Source organism: Flavobacterium aeripolare (assembly GCF_013294025.1).
Lineage (GTDB): Bacteria > Bacteroidota > Bacteroidia > Flavobacteriales > Flavobacteriaceae > Flavobacterium.
Genome location: NZ_JABSNL010000003.1, coordinates 34,469 through 58,055, shown reverse-complemented (window position 1 = coordinate 58,055; position 23,587 = coordinate 34,469). Strand labels below are relative to the sequence as shown.

Genomic DNA, 23,587 nt, shown 5'->3' with positions numbered 1-23,587 from the left:
GTAGGTTAGCTTCTATTTAACCGCTTCTACTAATCTAATAAATTCAGCTTTGTAACCTTCAGGATCTTTTGATAATCCTTGACTAGCAAGTGTAATAATGTCTTTAGTAGCTTTATTCGAAATCAATTTTGAATCCCTCAATTTTAAACCGAACCAAGCTACTGCTGCACTAAACTTTAAATCATCAGAAGCTAGTTGTATGGCTGTTGTTTTGTTTGCTATAACTTGTGCCATCTCAATACTATTGTCTCCATCAGGTTTTTTATACCTAAATTTGATAGTAGCTAATTCATCACTATAAGCACTCGTGTCATTCTTTACAGCTGTGTATTTTAATTCAGGCGCGCTAAAGTCACTTTCTACTCCGGTAGGAATGATTTCGTATAAAGCTGTTACCGTATGACCACTTCCCAGTTCTCCTGCATCAATGGCATCGTTTTTAAAATCTTCAGGGCGTAGTTTTCTGTTTTCATACCCTATTAATCGGTATGATTGCACGTGTTTTGGGTTGAATTCTATTTGGATTTTTACATCTTTGGCTATAGCAAACATCGACCCTTTAAATTCTTTACTTAAAAAACGATTTGCTACTTGCATGTTATCGATATAAGCATAGTTTCCGTTTCCTTTGTTAGCTAGTATTTCCATTTTACTGTCCTTGTAATTCCCCATTCCGTACCCTAAACAAGTTAAGAATACTCCTGTTTTTCTTTTCTCTTCAATCAAGGTTTGCATATCAGTATTAGCAGAGCTACCTACATTAAAATCACCGTCAGTGGCTAGAATGACTCTGTTGTTTCCGTCTTTTATAAAGTTTTCTTGAGCAATTTTATAGGCTAATTCTATTCCAGCACCACCAGCAGTGCTTCCGCCAGCGTTCAGGTTCTCTAATGCGTTTATAATAGTCGTCTTGTCATCACCAGAAGTAGGAGGGAGCACTAAACCAGCTGCTCCAGCATATACAACAATAGCTACTTTATCTTCTTTTCTTAGTTCGTTTACTAGAATTTTTAGGGATTGCTTTAACAATGGTAATTTATTGCTTTGCCCCATAGATCCAGACACATCTATTAAAAAAACCATGTTTGATGCAGGCAAATCATCAGTAGGTATGATTTTTCCCTGTAAACCAATTTTCAATAATTGATGTTTCGTATTCCAGGGACAATCACTGTATTCTGTAGTGATGGAAAATGGATTATTGTCCTTTGGCTGTGGGTAGTTGTATTTAAAAAAGTTCATCATTTCCTCAATACGCACAGCATCTTTAGGTACGGTTTGACCATTGTTTATAAAACGTCTAATATTAGTGTAGGAAGCATTGTCAACATCAATAGAAAATGTAGATAGTGGAGCTGCTTTAGGTGTTTCAAATTGATTTTCGATAAAGTTCTCGTAATCTTCTTGATCCACTGCTATTGGTTGCTGTTGTCTTATATTTAGTAGCGCTATTTTTTCCTCAAGTTCTTTTTTAGAAAGATTTTGCTGTACACCGTTATTAGTGATCATAATGATAACGCCACCGCTAGCTTTTGCTCCGTAAACAGCAGTTGCCGTGCTTCCTTTTTTTACTGTAACATTTTTAATGGTTTTAGAGTCTAATTGATCTATGACTTCTTTATTTACAGGGACACCATCTAAGATATATAACGGATCGTTGTTAGAAAGTGATGCGATGCCTCTAATGGTAGTGTTTGCGTAATTATTTGATGGGCTAATCTGGATTCCAGCTACTGTACCTTGAAGTCCTGTATTATTTGAACTTATATAATTTGCATTAGGACTGTTCATGCTATAAACAGCAGCAGCTGTCGCTTTTTGTTTTCTATTCCCGTATCCTACGACTACAATTTCAGCTAAGTTTGCTGATTGACTGTTTAATACTATATTGATAGTATTTGAGTTACCAACTTTAACCGTTTTCGTTTCCATGCCAATATAGCTAAAGACGAGTTGGTCGCCTTTTTTAGCTAGGATAGAATATTTTCCATCAAAATTTGTTTGCGTTTCTTGTGTTGTGTTTTTTACTAAGATGCGTACAGCTGCTAGAGGTGCTGTTCCATCGGTTACAATTCCTGTGATTGTTTTTTCTTGTCCAAAACTTAGGATAGAAAAAAGCATAGCAATGGCTAATGAAATAAGTTTTTGACTTTTCATGATCGTAATATTTAAAATGTTAGAAATGATTTTTTGGCGTTACTTACCTACTGGTTTTCGGTTTTTAGTGGTAATAATAACAACTCCTTTTTTTCCTTTGTCACCATATATAGTAATGGCTTCATCGTTTTGAAGGATATTAATGGTTTTAATTTCTTGTTTGTTTAGCGGCGCGTATGGACTTGTAGGATTAGCTCCAAATAATTCCTCTTCACTATATTCAACATCATTGATAATATACAATGGTTCTTTTAAAACAAATATAGATTCGACAGTGTCTTTTTCTAAATTAGAAGCTACCTCAGCTCCTGTGCTGCCTAGGGCTTTACTTTTTTTAGCTGTCAAGGCTTGTCCATTAATAACTACTAATGGTGATGCAGCAGCTCGTGACTGGACTAAATCTGATTGCAATGAACTTTGATTGTTTGCAGCTGCATGGCTAACAACTCTAGCGTCATATATGGCTCCGGAGCGAAACTGACTACCCTCTTTTTTAAGGCTTTCTTTCTTGTAAGGTTTACTGTCTTCTACTTGTGGAATCGCTTGTGGAGCTGCTTTAGGAGCACTAACTTCTTCCATGACAATGGCCTCATTTTTTTGAGGTATACTAAGCTGATTGGAAACAATGCGGGTGTTTTTAAGAACGCTATTGATTTTTACGGTGTCAATAGTAGCATTAGCGACTGCAGGCACATTAGGTTGCGGTTTTTTCTTTATGATACTGTCTATAATGACAATATTATTTTTGACAGATTGAAGTTCGTTTATTGGTTGAGTAACTTGGTATGCTACAGATATTAGTAATAATACAGATGCTGCAATGGCTATTTTTTTCCAAAGTTTACTTTTAGTCTTTAATGCTTTTTTATCTAGTTTCTCGTCAACTCTTGCCCATACTTTTTCCATTCCTGGAAAATCCATGGCTTCTGCTTTTTGGGAAGCAGTTTTTATTTTATCGAATATTTTATCTTGATTGTCCATGACTATTTCAGTTTTTGGTAATACAAATTATTTACTAAATCCTTCAACTTTGTTTTTGCGGCATTCAATTGTGATTTTGAAGTACCTTCAGAAATGTTGAGCATGAGGGCTATTTCCTTATGGCCATAACCTTCTATAACAAATAGGTTAAAAATGGTTTTGCAACCCTCTGGAATGTGGTTTAGTAAATTAAGTAAGTCCTCTTCTTCAAGATCGGTTACTTCATTAGTAAATGGTTGTGAAATTGATGCGATATCATCAAGATACATATTGAAATTAGTGTTCTTTTTTATACTCGCCAGACAGTGGTTTACTGTGATTTTTCTAGCCCAAGCTTCAAAAGCGCCTACTTCTTTAAGTTGGTCAAGTTTTGTGAAAATAGTATAAAATGCATCAGCAAGCACCTCTTCAATTTCTTCTTCTTTTTTTAAATACCGTTTGCAGGTACGGTAGAGTTTAGGCGCCATATCTTCATACACTTGACGCTGGGCATCTCGTTGCATTTTTTTGCAAGCTATTATTAGATTTTCGTTTATCACAATAAGGTCTTTAATAGTAAAGAGAGCAAAAAAGATAAAAAGGTTGGGAAGGGCCTGTGTTTTTTTTAAAATATTTTATTTTAAGTCAAGCGTTAGTTTGAAAATAGCACTATTACTTTCATCATTATCCTTGTCTTCACATAGTAGAAAAGTGATTTGGTTTCCCTGTTGTTTGTAAACAGTAAGACCTTCAAATTTATTGGTTGTAGAAATTGTTTTAGTAAAGTCAATTTTCATCGATTCGATATCGATACGGCCTATAATGCTCCCTAATATTTCACCATCTTCATAAGTTGATTTGGTGTTTTCAGCAGCAGCTAAAAAATAAAGTTTGTTGCCTACAAGTACTCCATCAGTAAAAGAGGTTCTAACGCCTTTAAGTTTAGGTAGTTTGTAATCATTAGATAATAAGGCAAATTCTTGATCTAGTTTTTTAGCTTTTAAGGTAAGAACGGTGTTTTTATTAGAATCATTTGTAGCTCGATTGAAGAAATACCAAAACTCACCGTCGTAACTAGCGCCTTCTAGATTAAAGTCGGTTTCCTTGATACTCGCAAAACTTTGCATGATGGCATAGATATCGACCATGTTGTTTGTTTGAATTTTTTCTTTTTGAGGAATGCTAAATTCAATCATGCGGTTGCGATTAGCAGTTGATCCTGACCCAAAAATATATAAGCTATCTTGAAAGTGAGTAATCGATTCAAAATCAGGTTTGTCTATTTTTAAAATATTCTCTGACGGATTGTGATACAAGGGATATTTTTCAAGATGTTCTATTTTTATATTGTACTCATATAAGTAACTACTGTTGTCACTTATAAGGTATAGTAAATCATTTTGATAAAATAATCCTGAGGCAGAGCCAATACCAATAATGTGAAATACTAGTTCGAGTGTGAATTTTTTCATGAGAAATTGTTGTTGCGAGCAGGCTGTTTAGCCCAGATTGAAATGAAAATAGATTGCAGTAAAATGGCCTTTTTTATAGCTAATGCAGAGCGACTAAAAGAAGCTCCTGCAGTGGCTAATAAAATAGCTATTATACAAAAATCTATTGCAATGTAAAGCTGGAAATTGCTACACAAAAATACTATATTTACTTTAATTAATAATTTATATACTATGAAATCAATAGATCCAAAGAATTTTAAGGTTGTTGCACCCATTCGTTTAGCTGATATTCCCACGCAACTAGATGTAGATGCTAGCGATGATGCTAAGGAGGATAAATTAGACGGTGTACGTGAAAAATTAAGTGAATTGCAAGATGTGATGTATGCACACAATCGTTACGGCGTTTTAATTTGTTTGCAGGGAATGGATACTTCGGGTAAGGATAGTTTAATACGCGAGGTGTTTAAGGAATTTAACCCGCGTGGTGTGGTGGTGAGTAGTTTTAAAACACCCAATTCTACTGAGCTCGAGCACGATTATTTATGGAGGCATTACCTGGCTTTACCAGAGAAGGGGAAATTTGCTATTTTTAATCGAACGCATTATGAGAATGTATTAGTAACTCGTGTACATCCTGAATATATCTTGAACGAAAACCTGCCGGGTATAGAGAGTGTGGCTGATATTACACCTCAGTTTTGGGAAAACAGAATGGAGCAAATGAATAATTTTGAGAAGCACATTACTCAAAATGGCACCATTGTAATGAAATTTTATTTCCATCTAAGTAAAAATGAGCAGCGCAAACGCCTGTTGCGAAGATTAGAAAAAGAGGAGCACAACTGGAAGTTCTCGACTGGAGATTTAAAAGAAAGAGGGTTCTGGGACGAATATATGAAGTACTACGAAGAGGCAATCAATAAAACAGCAACAGAGAATGCGCCGTGGTATATTATTCCAGCCGATGATAAGGATATGGCGCGATACATTGTTGCCGAAATTATCTGGCAAGAAATGAAACAGTATACTGATATTCAAGAGCCAGAACTAGATGAGAAGGTAAAAAAGAATATTGAAGAATATAAAGCGCAATTAGAGAAAGAAGAATAAGGTAAGGTTAAGAAAATATTTTGATTGACTGAATTTGCATTAAATTCTTTACATTTTAGTAATCTGTTGTTTGTTTCTTGTTAAAGGTGGGTTTGTTTCTTTGCCTCGAACAAATAAACAAACTAAATGAAAAAAATTATTCTTCCGTTGCTTTTTATAGCTGCGTTAAGTGCATGTAACAATGAAGATGCAACAGCAAAAACCGATGTTGTACTTGCAGAACAATCTACAACTCCTGTATTGTTGAAAAAACAAGCAGGTTTTGAAAATTTAGAATTATTCTCTTTGATTAGTTCAGATGACGTTTTACCAGCGAGCCCTAAATTTGTTTTTGGGGGATCAGCAGATGGATCTGGATTACTGAAAAATGCTGATGGCACTTTTACTTTTTTAGTAAACAACGAAGACAACTACTCTGTATCAAGAATTACGCTAGACAAAACATTTAAGCCTGTAAAAGGAGAATATTTATTAAACTCAGATGGTGCAACGTGGAGGCTTTGTGGTGCTACGATGGCAACTCCTGCTGAGCACGGTTTTGGTCCTTTGTATTTAACTTGTGGAGAGTCAGGACAAGAGTCACGTACACACGGTTTAGATCCTTATGCAGATGCTGGAACAAGTAGCGTTTCAAGAGAATTACCAGGTTTAGGACGTTTAAGTGCTGAAAATGCAGTGCCGTTAAAAGCTACTGCCTTTGCCGGTAAAACAGTAATTGTAATTGGGGATGATGACTCTGGAACTTATGGAGGGCAATTGTTCATGTATGTTGCTGATAAAGTAGGAGATCTTGCTAATGGATCGCTGTACATGATGAAAAGAAATGACGATAACCAGAGAGAAAAAGATATGGTTGCTAATCAAAACTACGACGTTTCTTTTGTAAAAATTGTAGATCATACTACGCTTACGGGAGCACAAATTAACGCCTCAGTAAATACGTTGAAAGCAATTAAATTTGGTCGTGTAGAGGATCTAGATTATCGCAAAGGTGGTAAAGATGCTGATCGCGAAATCTATTTTAATGTAACCGGTCAAAATACTACTGGGAATAATGCAGATGCTTCTAGAACAAAATACGGTAGAGTGTATAAGTTAAATTTAGACGCTACTAATCCTCTTAAAGGGACTTTACAAGTTTTATTAGACGGAGACGACCGCACAGGAATTGCAGGTAAATTCCAGAATCCTGACAATATATGTGTGACTAAAAACTACGTTTATGTACAAGAAGATGCTAACGGTTATGGTGATGAAACACACGATGGTTATATTTATCAATACAACATTGCTACAAAACAACTAAAAGTAGTAGTTGAGTTAGACCACCGTCGTACAGCTACTGATGCTGCAAAATACAATGTAGGTGGAACATCAGGTTTTGGAGAATGGGAATATGGTGCTTTAATCGATGTGTCAGAACAATTAGGAATCGATGACACCTTCTTATTGAGTGTGCAACCACATACCTGGACAGGTGACAAATACAAAGGAGTAGATGGTGGAAAAGGCCGTCCTAACGAAAACCAAGCAAGTCAAATTGTTTTAATCAAAGGACTAGCGAGATAAACATTTTTATACTATAAACTAAAGCCTGCGGTTTCTTAATTGAAACTGGGGCTTTTGGTTTATATAAAATTTTCTAGTAGCACTATTTATTATGAAAAAAATTATCCCATTCCTGTTGTTTCTTGTTTTAATTGGCTGTCAGAAAAAAGAAAAGGCGGTACAAGTAAATGACTTGTTTAAAGCTGATGTTGCGTTAGTCTTTAAGGAAGTTTCGCTATTGCAAAAGGGAATCGAGTCCAATCAAGACGCACAAAAATTACAACAACAATTTTTAAAGACGCACGAGCAGTACAAAAAGATTGAAATGTTAAGTGAGTATTATTTTCCATCAGTTACAAAAGCAGTAAACGGACCTGCAATTCCAGAGTACGAAGAAAACGATGGAAAAGTAATTGCTCCCGAAGGCTTTCAAGTCATAGAAGAATTGTTGTTTCCGGAGTATGATGTACAATCAAAGGAAGTACTTCTAAAACAAATAGGAATTGTGACGGCAAATTTGAAACGTATTGCTTCGTTAGCGAAGACCAATACGCTGACAGATTCCCATGTTTTTGACGCCATGCGATTAGAAGTTTTTAGAATAATTACACTAGGGATCACTGGATTTGATTCACCTTTGGCTAAAAATTCTATTCCAGAGGTCATTCCAGCGCTACAGACGCTAAAACGTTACTTAGCTGTTTATGATAGTGAAAGTGAAGAGGCTAAAAATTTAATACAATTAATCAACGAAGGAATAAAACAAACGTCAGCTAAAATACCCTTTGATAAATTCGATCGTGCCGCTTTTATCTTGAACGTAGGAAACCCTTTAAGTCGCGGTTTGTATGAGTCGCAATTAAGATTGGGTATTCCTGTTTTTGATGAGGTACGTGGTTTAAAGACTAATGCTGCTACCTTATTCGATAAAAATGCATTTGATGCGGAAGCATTTTCGGGCTTTCCAGATTATAAAACAACTGCTGACAAAATCGCTTTAGGGAAAATGTTATTCAACGATCCTGTATTATCTGGAGACAACAGCAGGTCGTGTGGTTCATGCCATCATGAGGATAAAGCCTTCACTGACGGACTCGAAAAAGCAACATCCTTTAACGGAAAAACTTATGTAAAAAGAAATACACCTACATTAAGCAATATTGCTTTTCAAAGAGCCTTTTTTAGTGATTCTAGAGTGAATTATCTCGAAGACCAAGCGGTTGCGGTCATTACAAACAAAGAAGAAATGCATGGTGACATGGATGCCGCCGCAATCGAAATCAAGAAAAATAAAGAGTATGTAGCTCAATTCAAAAAGGCGTTTCCTGAGAAAGAGATCAGTGCTTTTGAGATTAAAAATGCATTGGCTTCTTACATACGATCACTAAGTAATTACGACGCTAAGTTTGATCGCTACATGCGTGCCGAAACCACTTTTACAGCAGATGAGAAAGCAGGTTTTAATCTATTTGCAGGTAAAGCTAAATGTGCCAGCTGTCATTTTATTCCTTTGACAAACGGTACGGCACCTCCACATTATGACCGTTCTGAAAGTGAAGTATTAGGGGTTCCGGATAAGAGTGGTAAACTAGATGGCGATTTAGGGAAATATTTAATTTCGAATGCGCCACTTCATAAAAACTCTTTTAAAACACCCACCATTAGAAACATCACTTTGACTGCGCCTTACATGCATAATGGTGTGTACAAAACACTGGAAGAAGTTGTTGATTTTTATGAAGAAGGAGGAGGAGCAGGTTTGGGGTTTAATCTCGATAATCAAACATTACCCACAGACAAACTAAATTTAAGTGATTTAGAGAAAAAGCAGTTGGTTGCTTTCATGAAAACACTCACTGATATAAAATAAGTATTTTTGCTCAAATAAAAAAGGCTCTGAAATTTTCAGAGCCTTTATAGTTTTTAAGATTATGCTTTTGGTTCACGTTTCCAAAAACGGTGTTGTGCTAATGCAGAAATATACTCTTGTGCATTGCTATTATCCTCTTTACTGATGATAATTCCGTTGTCTTTATTTTTCTTATCATCCAATGGAATCATAGTGTCCTTGATAAAGTCTTTGATGTTTTCTCCAAAACCAATTACCTTACAATGTTTGTATGCTTCATTGATAAATTCGATTACATCGGGCGTATTGTCTTTAAAATCAAATTTGGCATTAGCTGGAATGTAAACACTGTCAAATAATACCGAAGCGGCAATTAACAGACTTTGATCCACAGGGATTTCGGTTCCCTTGTCTGTTTTAATGGTTCCTAGATGAGGTGCTATAATTTTTACCATAGCGCCTTTGTCTTCAAGTGCTTTTTTCATGCCATTTAATGATGCCTCATTTACACCATCTGTACAAATAAATGCAACTTGTCTTGTTTCAATCGTATCGTTGTTTTCTTTACTTTTCAACATGCTTAAAGCATCAGACGTTGCTACGCTTGGTTTTTTAATAATACTTTCTTGATCCGGATTTGGATCTGCACCTACGCCTTGGTTCAAGGGTTTTTGAAGTGTTTTTGGTACTTCCATTCCCAAACCTTCTGCTACTTTTTTAGCTAAAGTCTCATCAACAATAGATAAGAACCCTAACATTCGCACACGTATTTCTTCCGTTTCTACTTTTCCTAACTCAAAACGGAATGCTTTGATGATGTGATTTTGTTCTACAGCAGTCATACTGTTAAAGAAAAGAGTTGCTTGACTAAAGTGATCAGAGAAACTTTTACTTCTTTCTCTCACTTTGTGCGCATCTATTCGCTCGTTAAAACTTTCAAAACCACCTTGATCAGCTTTTGCTTGAAATGGGCAACCGCCTCCTAGAGAGTTGGGATGATAGCTCACACGACCAGGATTAATTTGCTGGCGCATGTGCCCATCACGCTGGTTGTTGTGGATTTCGTTAGTCGATCTATTAATTGGTATTTCGTGAAAATTAGGACTTCCTAATCTTGACAGCTGTGTATCGGTGTAAGAGAACAAACGGCCTTGTAACAATGGGTCGTTTGTAAAATCGATTCCAAGAACAATGTGTCCTGGATGAAAAGCCACTTGTTCTGTTTCGGCAAAAAAGTTGTCTGGGTTTCTATTGAGAACCATACGACCAATTTTCATCACTGGAACTAATTCTTCAGGAACTAATTTTGTAGGATCTAATAAATCAAAATCAAATTTATGCTCGTCAGTCTCTGGGATTAATTGTACACCTAATTCCCATTCAGGAAAGTTTCCATTGTCAATAGCTTCCCATAAATCTTGACGGTGAAAATCAGAGTTTTTACCAGAGATTTTTTGTGCTTCGTCCCATAAGACTCCGTGGATTCCTAATTTAGGTTTCCAATGAAATTTTACAAAGTGTGATTCATTCTTCGCATTTATAAAACGAAAAGTGTGCACTCCAAAACCTTCCATCATACGCAAACTTCTAGGAATAGCACGGTCAGACATGGTCCACATAACTTGATGCATTGACTCTGGCATCAAGGAGATAAAATCCCAAAAAGTATCGTGTGCTGAAGCAGCTTGCGGAATTTCGTTGTGCGGTTCTGGTTTTACTGCGTGGATAAGATCGGGGAATTTAATCGCATCTTGGATAAAGAAAACAGGCATGTTGTTTCCTACTAGATCGTAATTACCTTCTTTAGTATAAAACTTCACTGAGAAACCACGAACATCTCGCGCCAAATCAGTCGAACCTCTCGATCCTGCTACCGTAGAGAAACGAGTAAAAACCGGCGTTTTAATCTTTGGATCTTGTAAGAAACCTGCTTTTGTGTATTTCTCCATAGATTCGTACACTTCAAAGTAACCATGTGCAGCTGAACCTCTAGCATGAACAATTCGTTCTGGAATGCGTTCATGATCAAAGTGCGTAATCTTTTCTCTTAAAATAAAATCTTCTAATAATGACGGTCCTCTGCTTCCTGCTTTAAGGGAATTTGTGTCGTCATTGATCAGTAAACCTTGGTCAGTGTTCATCAATTGATCAGTAGACTCGGTGGTGTTTCTTTTTAAATCTTCTAATTTGGCATTAGTCGATTCTTGTGGTTTGTTTGCTTTGTCTTTCATGATAGTTTGTTTTATTGTTTTGTTCTAGTGGGTATTATTGTGTAATGTTCAGTTTCTATCGTCAACAAGATGCTGCATCATTTGTGCATTCACAATTCCTGCTTCACTGGCTGTGTTATTAAAATAGATAAAGGCCTTTTTCTTGTTTTCGTGGAGCTCTAGTTGGTATTTTATAAAATCAATATCCTTTTGAGTATATTTCGAATAAAATAATTGCTTGTTTCCGTGAAGACGAATGTATTGAATGGGCGATTGTGTTACAATATGCTGGGGTAGCGTAGGGTGGCTCACGCTGCAAAACGAAATATTTCTGCTTGTTAATTTGTGAATCACCTCGTCGTTCCACCAACTTTCATGACGAAATTCAACTACGTTATCAAAGCTACTGTCGAGATTTCGAAGTACACTGTATAGATTTTCAGTAGTAAAAGTATAACTAGGAGGGAATTGAAATAAGATACACCCTAGTTTCTCTTTTAATCCTTCTTTGCAAATTGTATAAAATTCACTAATGCGTTCCTCACAATCTTTAAGTTTTTTAAGGTGAGTAATCTCTTTGGGTGCTTTTACTGAGTATATAAAATGACTCGGACTCCTATTGTACCAGTTTCCCATGACCTTGATGGTTGGAAATTTATAAAATGTAGCGTTGATTTCGAAGGTGTCAAAGTGTTTACTATAGTATTTGAACCATTCTTTTGATGGCAGTTCTTCGGGATAAAAAGCAGGAGCCCATTTTTTATTGTAGAAACTCGAACAGCCTATTTTAAATATTTTTTCCATTACTATAGATTGGTGTGCTATGTTTTATATCGAGGCAAGAATTATTTACTGTTGAACTAGTAGCTACAACCTTGTGTTAGATTGCAATACAGAAGGTTGTTTATTAGAATGAATACTAATCTGAAAACCTTCAAATTCGATAAAGTTTTCTGCTTGCTCTGCGTAAAATTAGCAAGATAACGACGAAATAGTTTACAGAATTATTGTAATATTTTTCGGTTTAATAATCTGTTTGTTAACGAAGTACGGTTGTAGTAGTGGTGTGTAAATTAGCGTGCTGTTTTGGTTTTTAAACAATAAAAAAGCAGTATTAAGATTGCTCTTAATACTGCCATTTAAATAGTAGGTAAAATCAATTACCTAGAATATGTTTTATAGTTTGAATCCGTAAGCTAAACGTACACCTACTTGTCCAACACCTCTACCGTCTGATAAACCATTGTTCATTTTTCTAAAATCGTTGTAGTGCTCGTAATGAACTGATACGTCAACATATTTAGTAGCATATCCAATACTTGGAGATAATAATAATGAAGTTTGGTGGTATCCATTAGACACAGCAAATGCAGCTCCAGCTTCACCCATTACATAGAATGAATCACCTAGTACGAAAGCTTTAAAACCAGCTTTTGCAGGAATAAATCCTAAATCTTTTCCTTCAGTTTCACCTGGGAATGCATCACCTTTACTTACAAATAAGTTAGTATATCCTGTAGTTAATGTTAGAGAGTATTTTTTTGACAAGTCATATTGTAATCTAACATCACCACCTACTGCTAATTTATAAGGATCGTTAACAGCGTAACCTACGTTAGCTCCAACTCCCAAACGAAATCCTTGATCATAATTTGATGAAGTATCTTGTGCAGAAGATACATTAGAGAAAAATGCTGAAACAGCTAATACTAAAAGTGCTTTGATTTTTGTTGTAGTTCTCATGTAAATTAATTTTTTGTTTGTTTTAATTGTGTGTCCCAATTGAACGTTTATATTGCCGTGGTGACAGGGACAAATTTAGAACGATAGCGCATTTTAATTGTTATAGTATTATGCACATTTGTTATAGAATATTACTTATACTAGCCGTCAATAATAGCTTAGTCATTATTATATAGGGTAATCAAAACCTTCTAATTATATTTGTACCCAAAAAAACATCAAAGTGAACTTAGATACTTATACAAAAGAGTTTTCATATAATTTAAAGCTAGCCTATCCTATAATATTAGGAATGTTAGGACATACCATCGTGGGTATTGTCGACAATATTATGGTAGGTAAATTAGGGCCTACTGAATTAGCGGCAGTCTCTCTAGGAAATAGCTTCGTTTTTATTGCAATGTCATTAGGGATAGGTTTTTCAACCGCTATTACACCACTAGCAGCTCAGGCTGATGGTCGAAAAAGTATAGCCGATGGTCGCAGTGCCTTTCATCATGGTTTGTATTTGTGTACTATATTAGGAGTCGTTTTATTTGCAGTAATCTTTTTGTCTAAACCTGTGATTAGTTTTATGGGCCAACCTGAGAATGTTGTTGACTTAGCAAAGCCGTACCTAGATATTGTAGCGTTCTCGCTTATTCCTTTAATAATCTTTCAGGGTTATAAGCAGTTTGCTGACGGTATGAGTGAAACTAAAATCTCTATGTGGGCTACCATATTAGGGAATGTTGTTAATGTGTTTTTAAATTACCTATTTATTTATGGTATCTGGATTTTTCCCGAATTAGGAATTGTAGGCGCTGCAATAGGTACCATTGTTTCTCGTTTTGTAATGCTTGGATACATGCATTTCCAAATGAAAAATATGACCAAATTTCATCCTTTCTTTGAAGGGTTTTCGATAAAAAAGATAAAGAAAGAGGTTAATCTTAAAATTATAAGTTTAGGAGCGCCATCTGCAATGCAAATGTTTTTTGAAGTAGGATTGTTTACAGCCGCAGTATGGTTGTCTGGAAGGTTGGGAATCACCAATCAGGCAGCGAACCAAATTGCGTTGAGCTTGGCTTCGTTCACTTTCATGTTTGCTATGGGATTGAGTGTTGCAGCGACCATTAGAGTAGGGAACCAAAAAGGATTAGGAGATTATAAGCAGTTACGCGTAGTAGCTATTTCGGTTTTTCTTGTCGCTATTTTGCTCGAGACACTGTTTGCGCTTATCTTTATACTGTTCCATAAACAATTACCAGCTTTATTTATAGATATGAATAATGTCAAAGATTTAGCAGCTAATACTGAGGTGGTAGCGATTGCAGCGCAGTTACTAGTAGTTGCGGCAGTTTTCCAAATTTCAGATGGAATTCAAGTGGTATTCCTGGGTGCATTGCGTGGTTTACAAGATGTGAAAATCCCTATGTACATTACCTTCATTGCGTACTGGGTAGTTGGATTTCCTACTTCGATTTATCTAGGCATTTATACCACTCTAGGAGCAACAGGTATCTGGATTGGTTTGCTAGCGGGCTTGACAACTGCAGCAGTGTTTTTATATATTCGATTTAATAAATTAACAAAGAGATTAATTATCGAAAATCCAGCACCGCAAACGCTAGCAGATGAGTACGTACTTTAAATTCGTACAAAAGCTGACACTAAAATTATAAAGGCAATTATTCGAATGTAGAAATAGATTTTTTAAAACTTTATTCGGTTCTTTGTTTTTATTTGACTTTCGAATAAAAAATAAAAATAGAAGACATCAACTTATAACTAATACAAAATGGAATTACCTAAATTTTTACTTGGAGATAATACTGATTTTCCAGATGATATCTTCATCATTCACCTTGATTATCCTAGATTTATCATCAACTTAAAAGATGATGAGGTAGAATTTATTGAAGAAGCTGAGGATCTTGATGAGGCAGAATTAAATACTGAAATGGAAGGTTTGATCGAAGCGGCAAATGCTTTCTACGACAGAGAAATGGAACTTTACGAGAAAGAGTAACTTATTTAAAGTACTTTTCTAACAATATTTGAGCGGCTGCAAAAGGTGATATTTTATCTTTTTGCACCGCTTTTTTAGTTGATGCTAGCAAAGCTTCAATTTCAGGATTGTTGTAAAAATTTAATTTTAAACGCTCATTAATAGTTTCAAGTAACCAGTATTCATTTTGCTCCGCTCGCTTGGTATTAAAGTAATCATTGCCAGTGGTGAGTTGGATAAATTCAGAAATCGTTTCCCATACTTCGGGAATTCCATCAGCGGTTACGGCGCTACAAGTAGCAGTAGTAGGTGTCCAACCTGATTTTTTGGCAGGAAATAAATGCAAGGCTCTATCGAATTCAGTTTTCGCTAATTTGGCTTTCCTAACATTATCACCATCAGCTTTATTGATGACTATGGCATCTGCCATTTCCATTATTCCCCGTTTTATACCTTGTAATTCATCTCCAGCACCAGCAATTTTTAATAATAGAAAGAAGTCTACCATGCTGTGCACTGCAGTTTCACTTTGTCCCACGCCTACAGTTTCGATAATTATAGTATCAAAGCCGCAAGCTTCACACAATGTAATTGTCTCCCGAGTTTTTCTAGCCACGCCACCCAAAGTATCTCCTGAAGCAGATGGACGAATATACGCATTGGGATCTTTTACTAATTCTTCCATGCGGGTTTTGTCTCCTAGGATGCTTCCGTGTGAAATAGTACTACTTGGATCTACAGCAAGTACGGCTACTTTTTTTCCTAAACTCGTTAAGTGTTTTCCAAACGCTTCAATAAAAGTACTTTTCCCTACACCGGGAACGCCTGTAATTCCTATTCTTATAGATTTATTAGCATGCAATAAGCAGGCATTAATTATATCGTTTGCTTTGGCTAAATGTGCAGGATTTGTGCTTTCTACTAAGGTGATTGCTCTACTTAAGTCACTAATGTTTCCTGCTAATATTCCGTTGACCAGATCGGTAGCTGATGGTTGTACCTTTCTAAATTTTTGAATAGTATGCACCACAGCAGCACTGATGATTTCAGGAGCCGTAATTCCAGCTTTTTCACTTAGGGCAGAGGTAGATTTGTTTTTATCGTTCAAAGTAGTCGTATTGAGAAGTAAAAGTAATGAAAACCAAAACAGTTTCAAAAACCAACTTTAAAAACTATCAAAGCTTTCTGAGCCAACGGATATTTAGTAGTACATATTGTCAATTATCTTATCTTTTAAAACAGTATTTTTGTTGTAATAAGATATCATGAATAATATTCTTCTCATATTTTTATATTTGGCAATTGGTTTAGTATTACAAAGGCTCAAGGCAGTACCTGTAACCAAGTTGTACAAAAAACTAAACAAAATAGTAATCTATATTTGTTTGCCTGCGCTTGCGTTATTTTATATCCCAAAAATACATTGGGATAATAAATTGCTGTACCCTATAAGTGTGGCTTGGATTGCATTTGTGGGTTCTTACCTGCTATTTCAAATCTTGGGTAAACGGTACGGTTGGTCAAAAAAATTGATAGGCTGTTTAATTATTACGGCAGGACTGGGTAACACTTCATTTTTAGGATATCCTATAATTCAGGCACTATACGGTGAGGAAGGAATGAAAACGGCCATATTAGTGGATCAACCAGGCTCTTTTGTAGTATTGTCTACCTTAGGGATTTTGGTAGCTACTTTGTATTCTAAAGGGAACCAAAATGCTGGGGAAATAGCTAAGAAAATTTTACTCTTTCCACCATTTTTATCTTTCGGAGTTGCCTGTGTTATGAATGTGTCAGGATTCGATTTTGAACAATTAGTGCAAAGTAGTTTAAAACTTTTAGGAAGTGGCGTTACCCCATTAGCTTTAATATCGGTAGGGTTGCAATTGCGCTTTGAAACGAGAAGCCAACATTGGAAGTTTCTTGGACTTGGCTTACTTTACAAATTGATTTTAACTCCGGCAATAATCTATATTTTGTATGTTGTAGTATTAGATCAAAAATCTCAAATTATCGAAGTTGCAATTCTTGAAGCTGGAATGGCACCTATGATTACCGCTTGCATATTGGCTTCTGATCACGGTTTAAAACCGCGATTGAGCAGTATGATGATTGGTTTTGGAATTCCTGCATCTTTTATAAGTTTGATTTTTTGGTACTTTATCGTGCATTGATGCAGCACTATTTTTAGTTTTATTTATGAGTTGTCGCACCCTTACTACGGAATATTATTAGTAATTTTAATAGGAATTAAAAATTACAATTATGGCAACATTAAGACTAGGAGATTCAGCTCCCAATTTTGAAGCAGAAACTACTTTAGGACATATAAAATTTTACGATTGGCTAGGCGATTCTTGGGGTGTTTTATTTTCTCACCCATCAGATTTTACTCCAGTTTGTACAACAGAATTAGGAACGGTAGCAAATTATTTTCCTGAATTCCAAAAGCGAAATACTAAGGTTATTGCACTGAGTGTAGACGGACTAGAATCTCACCACAGATGGATAAAAGATATCGAAGAAACGCAAAACGTAACGCTTCAATATCCTATAATCGCTGATGAATCTAAAGAAGTAGCTAATTTATACGACATGATTCATCCTAATGCTGACGATACCTTTACGGTTCGTTCTGTATTTATCATCTCACCAGATAAAAAAATTAAACTGATCTTAACTTATCCAGCCTCTACAGGTAGAAATTTCGATGAGTTATTGCGTGTAATTGATAGTTTACAATTGACAGCAGATTATAGTGTGGCTACTCCAGCAAACTGGAAAGACGGCCAAGATGTGGTGATTTCGCCATCAATTAAAGATGCTGATATACCCGCTAAATTCCCTAAAGGATTTACAGGTATAAAACCTTATTTAAGAATGACGCCTCAGCCTAACAAATAGTTTTTTGGTTATATAAAATGAGAAAGGCGCAGTATAAAATTTTATACTGCGCCTTTTTATATGTAGAGCTACTACTCGTTTTTGGGTAGAAATAAGAGTGTAGCGTAAGCGGGTAAGTTGGTGATACCAGTATGTGTTTCTGCATCACATGCTGTTTCTTTTATTGTAATGGGATCTACATCCATGTCAGTAAAGTCTTCATCATATCCTGACCAGTCGCTATTAAAAGCAAGGTTGTACTGCTTTGCATATGGGAGTCCAAAAGAATAATCTGTAAAGGAAGTATTTGAAAGATTGATTAATACAATCGTGGCGTTAGAAAAATCTTCTGCTGTGGATCGTGCATAAGCAAGCACTTTATTAGCTTCATTAAAGTGAATAATCTTAGTATATTGTCCTCTTAATCCTTCACTTTCATAGGAGTCAGCTGTGCGTATCTTAATTAAATCACTCACCATTCTGGTGATTCCAGTATGTTTTTTCAATTGGTTCCAGTCTAAGGGCTCGTCATCTTTAAAGTATTCATCTTCAATGAATTCTTGACCTTGAAAAAGCATAGGGATTCCTGGAGAAGTCAGTGTAATTGCAATTCCGAGTAGTGCTCTTTTTTTTCCAAAGAAACTATCGGCTTGTCCTGGTTCAATTTCTTCGGGAACACGCGCTTTTCCGTTAGCTACTTCATCATGAGACTCGGTATAGATCACACGTTGAAATACGTCGTTATTGTATTGAAATAAAATAGCATCTGTTAAAGCTTGCAAGTCGCGGTATTCATCGCCTTGTTCGATCAAAGCCTTTCTAACAGGGTGAACAAAATTCATATCCCATTGTGATCCATATCCTATTCCGCCATTTTCAGTACTTTCAGTCACTAGCGTATGCCCTTTTAAGTCTTCGGCTATGGTTAGTTTTCCGGGATATTTTGCTTGAATCTCGGCATTAATCTCGCGCATTAATAGATTGCCTTCTGGAATTTCAGTGTCATCTCCTAGGCCGCCACCTTCATAGCGTATGTAAGATGTTGCATCCATACGCAAACCGTCACAGTGATATTCTTCGATCCACATAAAAGCATTGTCTCTTATGTACTGTCGCACTTCGGGTCTACCATAATCAGGTCTCGTATCACCCCAAGGTGTGCTTGAACGGTGGTCGTTATAAAAGTAGACACCACCTTTATCATTATCTGACCATCCGTCAAATTGCCATAAATCCATATCTGATGGTCCAAAGTGGTTGTACACCACATCTAGAATAACAGCAATATCTGCTTTATGAAATTCGTTTACCATTTTGGCAAATTCGGCTGCTCCTCCATAATCTCTTTCAATTGCAAAAGGGTAAGACGGGTTGTAACCCCATGAAATACCTCCAGCAAATTCGGCGATAGGTAAGAGTTCGACGCAGTTCACGCCAATTGATTGTAAGTAAGGTATTTTATCAATGATGGACTGGAATGTGCCCACTTCATCATCATTTTTACGATTAAAAGTTCCTACATGTAGTTCATATATTACGAGTGAGTTCCACGATTTCATTTTAAAATCCTGATCTTCCCATTCAAAATCTAATTTTGTAACTATAGAATTCCCATTACTATTGGTCATTTCTTTAGCATACGGATCATTACGATCTAAGATAAGGTCGCCGTTATGAATGCGATATTTATATTCGTCGCCTGCTTTTGCCTCAGCAATTGCTGCAGACCAATATCCATTTTCCTCTTGTTCGAGTTCGTGCGCTGATTTGTTCCAGTCATTAAATGTTCCTGCTACAAAAACGCGGTCGGCATTAGGAGCCCAAACTCTATAGGTGGTAGCATCTTGAGCTACTATAGCACCCATTCCAGCTACTTTATCAGTTAGTTTTTCCATAAATAAAATTATTATATAGAAAAAGATCATTGATTAATACTTGTTTGCTGCTTCTTTCTGCCTTTTCTTCTGCTTCTTGATTGCTTACTGATCCTGGGTTCTTAGCGTAAGATTTTCCTACTTTTGCATATTGTGATTTCATGATGTTTGTTGTTTTTGTTACTGTTACAAATATCTAATATTTTACTTTTTAGTTAGTTATAGAATTCTTTAAAGGATTTATATAATTATAATAAATCACTGAAAATTTTTGATGGTTTAAATTGAATAATGCTGGTTCTTTTATTTTGGAGCAGTACATAGTTGCTTTCTAAGAAATAGTCGTCCTGCTGTGCACTACAATCCTCACTCTGGCTTTCTACGACGCCAGTGTTCGGGATTTCCACTTCCATCAGGGCTATTTAGCACGTTTTTATTTTACAATGATGATTTAATCAGCCTCTTTAAGAAATATTGTTACACTATAACGGTTTAATACCCCGTAATAAATGTTGATATTTGTACTTCTAAGTGAGCAAGTAGTATAGTAAAGTTTACTAGTAGAGTTCATCTCATTCGTTCCTATTTTTATCCTATATAATAATTATGAAAAGAAATAACATTGCCTTTATAGGCGCAGGCTTTCAAGCTACAACTAATATTTTTCCAGCAGCAATAGAAGCGGGTATTACAGTAACAGCATTAGCGACAAGAAATATTGAGAAGTCGCAAGATGCTTTAACGCGTCTTGGAAGTAACGGTGCTGCTTACGGAGATTATAATGTGATGTTGCAAGAACAGACTATTGAGGGTGTTATAATTGTGGCACAACCAAAAGATCAATATGAAATTGCTTTATCTTGCTTGAAAAGAGGTAAACATATATTTGTCGAAAAACCTTTGGGCTGGAATGAGAAGGAAGCAGTTTTAATACAGCAAGCAGCAATAGCAAATAATGTTAAGGTAGCGGTAGGTTTTATGAAGCGCTTTGCGCCTAGTTACCTTAAAGTAAAAGAATTAATTCATACTAAAGAACTAGGGGAAGTACGAAGTTTCTATTTAAACTTTTGTGTAGATGGTACGCCTTTTTGTCCAGATGAAGAAGCTTTTCTTAAGTTGGCTGCCATTCATGTCCTAGATTTAGCAATCTATTTATTTGGCCCTATCGATCATGTAGAGGTAATGAATAACTCTAATGGAGCTTCGGTTAATCTTGCAATTGCTGTTAGAGCTAAAAGTGGGGTAGTAGGAAGTTTTAATTTATCTAGCATGTCTGCTTGGTCTAGAGAAAGTGAAAACTTAACGGTCACTTTTGATGATGGATTTGTACAAGTTGAGGAAATAAATAAAGTAATAGTACATCGATCAAAGAAAGATAGTGGTGCTTCTTTTGCCTCATTAACAGAGTCAGATGAAATACATACACCCTCCATGACACCTATGTCAGGAAGTGTCAGGGATTTATATTTGAGAGGTTTTGTAGGTGAGTTAGCTCATTTTAAAAAGAGCTTATCTGATTTGCTTTCTATAGAAAATGATGGTTCTCAAAATATCTTGACGATGGCACTCTGTGATTTAATCATGAGCAAAATATAATATCGTTTCAATATAATTTCGATTCCACATAAAATAGCTAATTGGCACTATCTTTCTTTCTGCCAAGGATAGCAATGGAAAGCGCGCAAAGCCTGCTTTATTAAAAAACAAATCCCCAAACAGCGACCATCGGAAGCTCGTTATGGGGATTATGTTTTTATAAAGCAGGCTGCGTACTTGCAATGTATAGCCTGATTAGGCAGCCAAATAAAGCATATGCTAGATTAGTCCTTGAATTTTTGCGTGTTGCAATAGCATGATTGTTTTGGCATCTTTGATTTCGCCAGAAGCAATCATAGCATAAGCCTCATCAAAAGTCATTTCGAGTACTTCAATATTTTCTTGTTCCTCTTCTAGTCCGCCGCCTTCACTTACTTGCATACTTTGATCGTATTCTCCAGTAAAAAGGTATAAGATTTCAGTTACTGCGCCAGGAGACATGTAGGTTTCCATTACTTTGTTTACTGTTGTTAAGCGATAACCTGTTTCCTCTTCAGTCTCTCTAATGATGCATTGCTCAGGATTATCTTGGTCTAACAAACCGGCGCAAACTTCGATAAGCATTCCAGTTTTATTTCCGTTTAGATAGGTAGGTAATCTAAATTGACGGGTTAGAATTACGGTTTTATTTTCTTTATTGTAAAGTAAGATAGCAGCTCCGTTTCCGCGGTCATAAACTTCTCTTTTTTGAGTAATCCAACTGTTGTCGTTTTTTTTAAAGTCAAAAGTGACTTTGTTCAATAAGTACCAGTTATCAGATAGAACTTGGTTCTCTTTAATTTTTATTTCAGGAATGTGCATGATTATTAATTAGTGGGTATAATAAAAAACGCCCTGATTTCTCAGAGCGTTAGTGAATATTATTTAAGGATAGTTTGTTTTCTATCTGGTCCTACAGAAACAATTTTAATAGGCACTTCTAACTCTTTTTCAATGAACTCGATGTAAGCTGTTAATTCAGCTGGTAACTCCTCGTAAGTAGTCATTCCAGTTAAGTCAGCTTTCCATCCTTTGAACTCTTGGTAAACAGGAGTAACATTTTCTGGTTCGATGTTATAAGGGAAGTGAGCAATGTTTTTTCCTTTATAAGTATATTCAGTACATACTTTTAAAGTTTCAAATCCTGAAAGAACATCACCTTTCATCATCATTAATTGTGTTACACCATTTACTTGAACAGCATATTTAAGAGCGACAAGGTCTAACCAACCACAACGTCTTTGTCTTCCTGTAACAGATCCAAATTCGTTTCCTACTCTTGCCATTGTAGTTCCATCTTCGTCAAAAAGTTCTGTTGGGAATGGTCCGCTACCTACACGTGTTACGTAAGCTTTGAAAATTCCATATACTTCTTTGATCTTGTTAGGAGCAATTCCTAAACCAGTACAAGCACCGGCAGCAGTAGTATTAGAAGATGTTACAAATGGATAAGTTCCAAAATCTACATCTAATAAAGATCCTTGAGCTCCTTCACAAAGAATAGTTTTACCATTCTTTTGAGCTTGGTGCATGTATTCTTCACTGTCAATAAAATCTAATTTTTTAAGTTCTTCGATCGATTCAAAAAATTCTCTTTCAAGTTCAGCTAAGTTATATTGAATGTTTACATCGTGAAATGCAATCATCGCTTCATGCTTATCAGCAAGTGCTCTATATCTTTCTTTGAAATCTTCTAATTCAATATCTCCCACACGTATTCCGTTTCTTCCGGTTTTGTCCATGTATGTTGGACCAATACCTTTAAGAGTAGAACCAATCTTAGCTTTCCCTTTTGACGCCTCAGATGCAGCATCTAATAAACGGTGTGTAGGTAAGATTAAGTGTGCTTTTCTTGAAATTATTAATTTACTTTTAATGTCTAAATTGAATTTTTCAAGACCTTCGATCTCTTTTTGAAAAACTACAGGATCGATTACGACTCCGTTACCAATTACATTTACAGCAGTTTTATGAAAAATACCTGAAGGAATTGTTCTAAGAACGTGTTTGATTCCGTCAAATTCTAACGTATGTCCTGCATTTGGTCCTCCTTGAAAACGAGCGATAATGTCATAGTTTGATGTAAGTACATCAACTATTTTTCCTTTTCCCTCATCTCCCCATTGTAATCCTAGTAATAAATCTACAGCCATTCTAAATTATTATTTATTGTTGTTGCGACAGTTTTTAAGCTGTCAAAATAGTTACTTATTATTTGTGTTATTGCCTTT

General features: G+C 35.8%; 20 protein-coding genes. 8 read left to right on the top strand and 12 right to left on the bottom strand.

Annotated elements, in window-relative coordinates:
• Positions 1-12: 12 nt before the first annotated feature.
• The 4 genes from HNQ00_RS04635 to HNQ00_RS04620 form a co-directional block, all read right to left on the bottom strand.
• On the bottom strand, positions 13-2,157 hold the full coding sequence (locus HNQ00_RS04635; protein WP_173837167.1) for a vWA domain-containing protein: 2,145 nt from the start codon (positions 2,155-2,157) through the stop codon (positions 13-15).
• Positions 2,158-2,196: 39 nt separating this feature from the next.
• Positions 2,197-3,138 carry a hypothetical protein gene (locus HNQ00_RS04630; RefSeq protein ID WP_173837166.1) on the bottom strand — a complete coding sequence of 314 codons (942 nt, stop codon included), beginning with the start codon at positions 3,136-3,138 and terminating at the stop codon, positions 2,197-2,199.
• 2 nt (positions 3,139-3,140) lie between these two features.
• Entirely contained in the window at positions 3,141-3,641 is a 501-nt protein-coding gene (locus HNQ00_RS04625) for an RNA polymerase sigma factor (RefSeq protein WP_173837165.1), read from the bottom strand.
• A 111-nt stretch (positions 3,642-3,752) separates the two neighbouring features.
• Positions 3,753-4,589, bottom strand: a complete 837-nt coding sequence (locus tag HNQ00_RS04620; RefSeq protein ID WP_173837164.1) for a DUF6929 family protein — start codon at positions 4,587-4,589, stop codon at positions 3,753-3,755.
• 213 nt (positions 4,590-4,802) lie between these two features.
• On the opposite strand from HNQ00_RS04620, the gene HNQ00_RS04615 reads away from it, so the two are divergent.
• The 3 genes from HNQ00_RS04615 (at position 4,803) to HNQ00_RS04605 (ending at position 9,102) form a co-directional block, all read left to right on the top strand.
• Positions 4,803-5,684, top strand: coding sequence for a PPK2 family polyphosphate kinase (locus HNQ00_RS04615; RefSeq protein ID WP_173837163.1), 882 nt, complete (start codon positions 4,803-4,805; stop codon positions 5,682-5,684).
• A 126-nt stretch (positions 5,685-5,810) separates the two neighbouring features.
• Positions 5,811-7,253: a lipoprotein gene (locus tag HNQ00_RS04610; RefSeq protein ID WP_173837162.1), complete on the top strand. Its 1,443-nt coding sequence runs from the start codon at positions 5,811-5,813 to the stop codon at positions 7,251-7,253.
• 91 nt (positions 7,254-7,344) lie between these two features.
• On the top strand, positions 7,345-9,102 hold the full coding sequence (locus HNQ00_RS04605) for a cytochrome-c peroxidase (RefSeq protein ID WP_173837161.1): 1,758 nt from the start codon (positions 7,345-7,347) through the stop codon (positions 9,100-9,102).
• A gap of 59 nt (positions 9,103-9,161) precedes the next feature.
• On the opposite strand, the gene HNQ00_RS04600 is transcribed toward HNQ00_RS04605, so the two are convergent.
• The 3 genes from HNQ00_RS04600 to HNQ00_RS04590 all read right to left on the bottom strand — a co-directional run bounded on the left by HNQ00_RS04600 (position 9,162) and on the right by HNQ00_RS04590 (position 13,034).
• Complete coding sequence (locus HNQ00_RS04600; RefSeq protein WP_173837160.1) at positions 9,162-11,312, bottom strand: catalase; 2,151 nt, start codon at positions 11,310-11,312, stop codon at positions 9,162-9,164.
• A 48-nt stretch (positions 11,313-11,360) separates the two neighbouring features.
• Positions 11,361-12,095, bottom strand: a complete 735-nt coding sequence (locus tag HNQ00_RS04595; protein WP_173837159.1) for a DUF72 domain-containing protein — start codon at positions 12,093-12,095, stop codon at positions 11,361-11,363.
• 372 nt (positions 12,096-12,467) lie between these two features.
• Positions 12,468-13,034 (bottom strand): hypothetical protein, encoded by a 567-nt coding sequence (locus tag HNQ00_RS04590; RefSeq protein ID WP_173837158.1) that lies wholly within the window; start codon positions 13,032-13,034, stop codon positions 12,468-12,470.
• Positions 13,035-13,257: 223 nt separating this feature from the next.
• Between HNQ00_RS04590 and HNQ00_RS04585 the strand changes: the two genes are divergently transcribed.
• Together HNQ00_RS04585 and HNQ00_RS04580 are read left to right on the top strand one after the other, a co-directional pair.
• Positions 13,258-14,667 (top strand): MATE family efflux transporter, encoded by a 1,410-nt coding sequence (locus HNQ00_RS04585; protein WP_173837157.1) that lies wholly within the window; start codon positions 13,258-13,260, stop codon positions 14,665-14,667.
• A 147-nt stretch (positions 14,668-14,814) separates the two neighbouring features.
• A complete protein-coding gene (locus tag HNQ00_RS04580; RefSeq protein ID WP_173837156.1) occupies positions 14,815-15,045 on the top strand; it encodes a hypothetical protein in 231 nt (76 codons plus the stop codon).
• A gap of 1 nt (position 15,046) precedes the next feature.
• On the opposite strand, the gene meaB is transcribed toward HNQ00_RS04580, so the two are convergent.
• Entirely contained in the window at positions 15,047-16,132 is a 1,086-nt protein-coding gene (gene meaB / locus HNQ00_RS04575; RefSeq protein ID WP_173837398.1) for a methylmalonyl Co-A mutase-associated GTPase MeaB, read from the bottom strand.
• Positions 16,133-16,289: 157 nt separating this feature from the next.
• Between meaB and HNQ00_RS04570 the strand changes: the two genes are divergently transcribed.
• Both HNQ00_RS04570 and HNQ00_RS04565 read left to right on the top strand, forming a co-directional pair.
• Positions 16,290-17,198 (top strand): AEC family transporter, encoded by a 909-nt coding sequence (locus HNQ00_RS04570; protein WP_173837155.1) that lies wholly within the window; start codon positions 16,290-16,292, stop codon positions 17,196-17,198.
• 91 nt (positions 17,199-17,289) lie between these two features.
• The gene (locus HNQ00_RS04565; RefSeq protein WP_173837154.1) at positions 17,290-17,928 is read left to right on the top strand and encodes a peroxiredoxin; all 639 of its coding nucleotides are present in this window, start codon (positions 17,290-17,292) and stop codon (positions 17,926-17,928) included.
• Between the two features lie 71 nt (positions 17,929-17,999).
• Here HNQ00_RS04565 and HNQ00_RS04560 read toward each other — a convergent pair whose 3' ends face one another.
• Together HNQ00_RS04560 and HNQ00_RS04555 are read right to left on the bottom strand one after the other, a co-directional pair.
• Positions 18,000-19,802 (bottom strand): alpha-amylase family glycosyl hydrolase, encoded by a 1,803-nt coding sequence (locus HNQ00_RS04560; protein WP_173837153.1) that lies wholly within the window; start codon positions 19,800-19,802, stop codon positions 18,000-18,002.
• On the bottom strand, positions 19,786-19,944 hold the full coding sequence (locus HNQ00_RS04555) for a hypothetical protein (RefSeq protein WP_173837152.1): 159 nt from the start codon (positions 19,942-19,944) through the stop codon (positions 19,786-19,788). Before HNQ00_RS04555 ends, HNQ00_RS04560 begins: the two co-directional genes overlap by 17 nt.
• Before the next feature lie 443 nt (positions 19,945-20,387).
• Here HNQ00_RS04555 and HNQ00_RS04550 point away from each other — a divergent pair, with 443 nt between their 5' ends.
• Entirely contained in the window at positions 20,388-21,377 is a 990-nt protein-coding gene (locus HNQ00_RS04550) for a Gfo/Idh/MocA family protein (RefSeq protein WP_173837151.1), read from the top strand.
• 219 nt (positions 21,378-21,596) lie between these two features.
• Here the strand turns inward: HNQ00_RS04550 and nudK are convergent, their stop codons facing one another.
• Positions 21,597-22,178, bottom strand: coding sequence for a GDP-mannose pyrophosphatase NudK (gene nudK, locus HNQ00_RS04545; RefSeq protein ID WP_173837150.1), 582 nt, complete (start codon positions 22,176-22,178; stop codon positions 21,597-21,599).
• A gap of 59 nt (positions 22,179-22,237) precedes the next feature.
• Positions 22,238-23,509, bottom strand: a complete 1,272-nt coding sequence (locus HNQ00_RS04540) for an adenylosuccinate synthase (RefSeq protein WP_173837149.1) — start codon at positions 23,507-23,509, stop codon at positions 22,238-22,240.
• Between the last annotated feature and the right edge of the window lie 78 nt (positions 23,510-23,587).